The sequence below is a fragment of the Mesorhizobium sp. M2A.F.Ca.ET.067.02.1.1 genome, assembly GCF_004023285.1.
Classification (GTDB): Bacteria; Pseudomonadota; Alphaproteobacteria; order Rhizobiales; family Rhizobiaceae; genus Mesorhizobium.
This window is the reverse complement of sequence record NZ_RZSB01000321.1, coordinates 1-6,411: the sequence shown is the minus strand read 5'-3', so window position 1 is coordinate 6,411 and position 6,411 is coordinate 1. Positions and strand designations below refer to the sequence as shown.

Sequence of the window (6,411 nt, the reverse complement as noted above, 5' to 3'; positions counted from 1 at the left end):
GCCGCGAGGGCCGCGACGGCCAGGAGCGGCAGCGGCGCCCTCGGCTTGGGCAGCGCCGCCGCCATGCCTTGCCAGTGGGGCGAGATGTCTTCGCCGGCGCGCGGCTTGAAGTAGCGCAGCGTGTCGTAGACGTCGCGCCGGACGCGTTCGAGCGTATCTCGTTCCTTGGCCAGCCCGCGATACTGGCCCTCGAAGCCCAGCGACAGGCAGGCATGCATCAGTTCGAGCAGGTCGTAATGCGCTTCCGGCGTGGCGAGGATGTTGTTGAGCGCTCCGTAGAAACCGGCGCCGGTAGGTTGGGTGTGAAAGAACCGCGCCACCAGGCTGTGCTGAAGCCAGCTGTCCTTGCTTGGCCAGGGCAGATTGCCGACAAGGTCGTCGGCGGTTTCGCAAAGCGCGAATTTGGCGATGCGTGCGTCTTCCTCGGCCACGCCTGCCTTCGCGATTTCAAGGTCGAAGGTCTCGATCGCGTCGGCGATATGTTCCGCCAAGGGCGCGGCTTGCCGGTCGACCGGCATCAGTCGCAATTGACCGAGAAGCATCAACAGCGGCGCGGAGGCGGCAAGGATCGGATTGGCTGCAGCGTATCTCACGCCGGAGGCGGCGTCGAGCAGGGCATCCTGCTGCACGCCCGGCGCCGCATTCGCGGCGGTTCCCGGAGTTGGCCCTTGGAAGAGCACGGTTCCGGACGACCAGCCGGTAGGCATCTGCCGGCCGCCACCGGGATCGAACACCGTCGCTTCGCGGGAAGGCGATGGGGCTGGCCGCACGCTTTCCGGACCGGACCTCTCGGCAGCCGCGAGTGGCTTCTGCTTCGGTCGCGGCGCGCGGATGACGGTCTTGTCCGCCGGCCTAGACGGATCGTCCTTCGAGCTCATCGGCGGCGCCCCGCCTTCAAGCTGCAAAGGGCATGTTTTCGATCGGGGGACCGCGTTTCAGGCTGAGCCTCGGCGGCGGGCCGCTTGGAAAGGCTCATCTCGCCGAAACATGACATTGCTGCACACGCCCCAAGCCTCGCCGCCTTGCCCGCCGGGCTAGCGTCCCTGTGCATTCTAGTCGCCCGGATACCCAATTGAAACGGGCCGCCGATTGAAATCCGGAAGCAAGATGCTCGAAGCGGCGGCTTCTTCTATGAGACCCGTCACATACGGCCAGCGGTTAGAGCAATTCCAGGAAAAGTGTGAGCGGTTTTCCGTCCGGAATTGCGTGAAAACAAGAAGATGGGGCATTTCACCGTTTCCGTGAAACGGTGAAATGCGCTAGTGCCCGTGCGTCTATTTCTTCTTGTCGGCCTTGGCGTAAGCTTCGGCGAAATAGGTGAGGAAGACATCCAGCATGCCGTTCTCATGCTTATCTTCCATCGTCCGCCATGTCGCGACGAGCGCATCCCAGGCCTGGCTCTTCCTGGACGAGAAGGACGCAGGCGGAATTTTCTTCGCGATCGCCTCCGGCGACAGGTCGTCGAGCAGCCGCGACAGCGCCGCCTGCATGGCGGCATAGGTTGCGATCTCATGGGCCTTCAGGTCGCGGAACGCATCCTCGATGCTGCGCCTGGCATCGAGATAGCCCGCCCTGCGCTTGGCGAACATGATCTCCAATATGTCGTCGGTGCCCGGCACGAATTTCAGCGGGTTGTTGTCCTCGGCGCCGATCATCGTGCGGTTCGCGCTCTTGGCGAGCACCTTCGCCGCCGCGCGCGCCTTGAGCAGCAGGGACAGTTGCTCGACCGTGGTTCTCAGCACCGCGCCGATCTCGGCCGCGACGTCGTGAGGATCGCGCGACTGCAGCAAGTCGGGAGCGATCCCCGCCGCCCTGGCGATTTCCCGCAACATCGCATCCACTTCCGCGGGCCGGTTGGCCGGGGCCGCCGGACCTGGCTGCAGCGCCGAGGATGTCGAGACGGGCGCCGCCTCGGCCGGGCGCTGATCCGCCGGACTGAAGAACGGTTCATGGCCGGGATCCAGCGGCCGGCCGGTCGAGGGCGGCAGCTCGCGCTGAGTCGATCCGGTCCTGGTCTGCGGATATCCGGTCGCGGCCCGTTCGTCTTCGATCGAAACGCCGACGACGTAGCGGCCGATCAGCAGCCGGTCGCCCTGTGCCAGCCGATGCGGCCCGGCCATGCGCTGGCCCGAACCATTGACGAAGGTGCCGTTGCGCGAGAGGTCGTAGAGCCAGAACGAACCCGCCTGGTAGCGGACCTCGCAATGCCGGCCCGAAATGAACTTGTCCGGATCGGACAATGTCCAGTCGCAATTCTCGCGGCCGATCTCGAAGCTGCGATCGCGGGCGGCATAGCTGGCGGCGGTGCCGGCCGGCAGGCTGTCGACATTGCTGATCTGGAGAGAGATGAACATCCGGAAGCGTCGCCGAACTTGGTCAACAAATGCTTATCTGTCGCGCAATTCCGGGCGGAAAACCATTGAGCGCCCTTCCGGAATTGCTCTGCTATTCTAGCAGCTTGGAAGCCGAGCGGGAGAGGAGCGTTTCACATCGGCGCATGGGCGCGCTTTAGCCATCGCTATTATTTGGCCTCCCTCAAACATGTGCTAGGCTGACGCGGATACGGTGCGGTGAACTCGAACGCTCCCGAACGTGATCCAGTTAATAGAGCGGGGGCTTCAAACCATCACACTGACGGCCGCGTCGAGGAGGGGCACGACCCATGCCGAACGAACGTGCCACGGTTGTACAGACGCCGGCTGGCGCCGACCTGACCTTCACCCATCTCATCGGCCGCGATGAGATCAGTCGCTGCTTCGCCTATACCGTCGGCTTCGTCTCGAAGAACCGCGACGTCGACCCGCTGAAGATGCTGGGCGGCGTCGTTTCGGTCGAGGGCGAGTCCGATCCGAAGCGCTGGTTCAGTGGCCTCGTGTCGGATTTCAAGCTGACCCGCATCGAGGACCGGCTGGCCTTCTACGAGGCGACCGTCAGGCCGTGGCTCTGGTTCCTCGGCAACACCACCGATTGCCGCATCTTCCAGAACATGACGGCGGTGGAGATCGTCGAGAAGATCTTCTCGAAATATGGCATCGCCAAATTCGAGAAGCGGCTGCAGGGCTCCTATCCCCAGCGCGAATATTGCGTGCAGTATGACGAGAGCGATCTCGATTTCGTACAGCGGCTGCTCGAGCACGAAGGCATCTTCTATTTCTTCGAGCATGACGAGGGCAAGCACACGCTCATCCTCTGCGACGCGATGAGCAAGCTGAAGCCGGCGCCCGGTTACGAGAAGGTGCTTTACAATTTCGAGGGCCAGGCCTCGCGGCGCGATGTCGAATACATCACCGAATGGATACCTGGCAGCGCGGTGCGGCCGGGCGCCTATGCCCACACCGATTATGATTTCGAGAAGCCCGGCGCCGATCTGATGGCGAAATCCGCCCAGCCTTTCGCTCATAAGGAAGCCTCCGGCGAAAACTATCGCCAGCCAGGCGCGCATCTCGATGTCGGGCGCGGCGACAAGATCGCCGGGATCCGCCGCGAGGAGCTTCAGGCCGTGCACCAGCACAGCACCGCGGTTGGCACGGTGCGCGGCCTTTTTTCCGGCTGCAAGTTCACGCTGGAGAGCTTTCCGCGTGACGACCAGAACCAGGACTATCTTGTGGTCAGCGCCGAATACCGGCTGTTCGATCCCGGCTACCGGACCCAGAACGAGGCCCACAACGAGAATTTCAAAGTCGTGCTGGGCGTGGCGCCCACCAAACTGCCCTACCGCCCACCGCGCATCACGCCGCGGCCGATCATGCGCGGCCCGCAGACGGCAACGGTGGTAGGTCCTTCGGGCGAGGAGATATTCACCGACAAATATGCCCGCGTGAAGGTGCAGTTCCATTGGGACCGGCTCGGCAAGAAGGATCAGAACTCATCCTGCTTCGTGCGCGTCTCGCAGACCTGGGCCGGCAGCAACTGGGGCTTCATCCAGATCCCGCGCATCGGCCAGGAGGTCATCGTCGATTTCATCGAGGGCGACCCGGACCTGCCGATCATCACCGGCCGCGTCTATAACGCCTCGCAGATGCCGCCCTACGGACTGCCGGGCAACGCCACGCAGTCGGGCTGGAAGTCGAATTCCTCGAAGGGCGGCGGCGGGTACAACGAGTTGATGTTCGAGGACAAGGCAGGCTCCGAGCTGGTCAATTTCCAGGCGCAGAAAGACCACCATTTGCTGATCAAGCACGACCGCAACAAGACGGTCCAGCACGACCAGTCCGACCGCATCGACCACGACGCCAAACACTCCGTCGGCCACAACCTCGACGAGGACGTCGGCAACAACAAGACGGTCAAGATCGGCGTCGACCAGACCACCAACATCGGCTCGAACGACACCGAAACGGTGGGCGCGAACCGCAAGCTGACGGTGATGGCGAACGAGACGATCCATGTCGTTGCGAACTCGACGGAAAACATCGACGCGAACCACTCGCAGACGGTGGGGCTCAATCAGACAGTCACAGTGGGTGTCGCGCGCGTCGACACGGTGGGGGCCGCTGAAACGAGAACCGTAGGCGCGGCACAGATGAACACAATCGGTGCCGTGCGTTCGGTCAGCGTGGGTATCAGCCAAAGTCATGATATCGGCGCAGGCGACAGCTGGAACGTCGGAGCAAGTCAGAACATCCAGATCGGCGCCGACCAGAGCCTGGCGGTCGGCGGCGCACAATCGTCTCAAATCGGGAAGGCAAGGACGGCCAAGATCGGTGCGGACGATGCGACCGATGTCGGTGGCGCGCATGCGCTTAAGGTAGGCAAGGGCAGCGGTATCCAGGTTGCCGAAGACAGCACGATCAAAGTCGGCAAGAAGCTGATGATCGATGCCGGCGACGAAATCACGCTGAAATGCGGCGATGCCTCCATCACCATGAAGAAGGACGGCACAATCGTCGCGAGCGGCAAGGACATCACGATCAAAGGCAGCGGCAAGATCACCGTCAAGGCGGACGGCGATGTGATCGTGAAAGGAAGCACCATCAACAACAATTGAGGTCGCGATCATGGAAGTGCTCAATCGCATCGACGGTGTCGTGATCGGCCTGCTGATCGGGTTCGAGGACGGGGCGCCGCTGGTGGTTTTCGTAGGCAACCCAAGCGAGACGGCGATTGCAGCCCGCAGTCTGACCGAACTCGACACATCCTCGATTGGCTCGGAACTGGCATTGCTTTTCGAGGGGGGCGATCCGATGCGCCCGCTGGTCGTCGGGCGAATTGTCGATCCAGCCAATAAAAAGCCGGAACTGCAAGTCGTTCGCGACGGCAGCCGTATCGTGATCACGGGCGAAGAGCGCATAGAACTGCGCTGCGGCCTGGCGTCGATCATTTTGGAGAAGGACGGCCGGATCACTGTCCGTGGCACTCAATTGACCAGCCAGGCGAGCGGCACCAACCGTATTCGCGGCGGAGCCGTGCATCTCAATTGAGGGTTTGCCGATGCTTCACGTTGCGACCATCGCCGCCATAGTGGATCAGCATGCCGAAGACGCGGCCTTCCTCTGGCTTCGCCGCAGGCGGGAGATAGATGGTCCGCTCCTTGATGAGACCGAGATAGGTCGCATCGATCAACGTCTCGAAGCGAATATCGAGGGATTGATGGCTGCAGGCAAGGCTGGCTGGGAAGCCGCTCTCGCCAGGTTTGGCGACTATCCCGAGCCTGGTGAGCTTTTCGTATTGGGGGCCCTCGCGCTGCGTTGGGGTGAGGCCGCCCTGGTCGCCTCGGCGATCGAGGCCGCCATCGGCGTGGGTAAGACCGGATTGTCGCCCCTGTCCGCAGCGATTGCGCGTGCGCCACGCGACAATTTGCGGCCGTTCGTGGCGAAGTGGCTTGATGCGCGGGACGCGTGGCCGCGTGCACTCGGTCTATCGGCGCTTTGGCATCATCGCGTCGATCCCGGGTCGCGATTGTTCGATCTGGCGGGTCATTCCGATGCTGTTGTGCGCGGCCACGCCCTCAGACTTGCGGGTGCGCTCAAACGGCGCGATTTGCTTCCGATGGTGCTGGCCGGCCTTGATGCAGAGACGCCCGGGGAGCGACTGACGGCTGCTGTCGCCGCCTGTATGCTCGGCGAGACTCGCTCCGCCCACCGGGTGATCGATCAGATCGTGATGACGGAACCGGGGCTCGCCGAGGCTGCGATCGAAATACGCCTGCTGACGACGCCGACGAAGGCCGGCAAGCAGTGGCTGCGAAAACACCTAGCGCAGCCAGCGCGTCGTGTCGCGGCGACGGCGTCGATTGGCCTGTTCGGCGATCACAAAGTGATGCCGTGGCTGATCGAAAAGATGCGTGAGCCTGACCTCGCCGGCGCTGCCGGCGCCTCGCTCCGTGACCTGTTCGAGGTTGATTTCGGCGACACCGATCTGTTTGTCGCAGATACATCGCTCCTGGGTAAGGACTTCGCCGATCTGGATGAC

The 6,411-nt window shown here is 63.0% G+C and carries 4 protein-coding genes and 1 pseudogene; 3 read left to right on the top strand and 2 right to left on the bottom strand.

Annotated elements, in window-relative coordinates:
- The coding region (icmH, locus tag EOA28_RS20705) for a type IVB secretion system protein IcmH/DotU (RefSeq protein WP_148670777.1) at positions 1-878 on the bottom strand (878 nt) is incomplete at its 3' end.
- Between the two features lie 396 nt (positions 879-1,274).
- The gene (tagH, locus tag EOA28_RS20700; RefSeq protein WP_127251792.1) at positions 1,275-2,354 is read right to left on the bottom strand and encodes a type VI secretion system-associated FHA domain protein TagH; all 1,080 of its coding nucleotides are present in this window, start codon (positions 2,352-2,354) and stop codon (positions 1,275-1,277) included.
- Between the two features lie 308 nt (positions 2,355-2,662).
- On the opposite strand from tagH, the gene tssI reads away from it, so the two are divergent.
- The 3 genes and pseudogenes from tssI to EOA28_RS20685 all read left to right on the top strand — a co-directional run.
- Positions 2,663-4,987 carry a type VI secretion system tip protein TssI/VgrG gene (gene tssI, locus EOA28_RS20695; RefSeq protein WP_127251791.1) on the top strand — a complete coding sequence of 775 codons (2,325 nt, stop codon included), beginning with the start codon at positions 2,663-2,665 and terminating at the stop codon, positions 4,985-4,987.
- A gap of 7 nt (positions 4,988-4,994) precedes the next feature.
- Positions 4,995-5,420 carry a DUF6484 domain-containing protein gene (locus EOA28_RS20690; RefSeq protein WP_127251790.1) on the top strand — a complete coding sequence of 142 codons (426 nt, stop codon included), beginning with the start codon at positions 4,995-4,997 and terminating at the stop codon, positions 5,418-5,420.
- Between the two features lie 10 nt (positions 5,421-5,430).
- Positions 5,431-6,411, top strand: a pseudogene (locus tag EOA28_RS20685) (hypothetical protein); the annotation flags it as partial.

Bases quoted from the DNA above. Each gene is read 5' to 3' on its own strand.
- tagH (WP_127251792.1), bottom strand. From the start codon at position 2,354: ATGTTCATCTCTCTCCAGATCAGCAATGTCGACAGCCTGCCGGCCGGC.
- tssI (WP_127251791.1), top strand. From the start codon at position 2,663: ATGCCGAACGAACGTGCCACGGTTGTACAGACGCCGGCTGGCGCCGAC.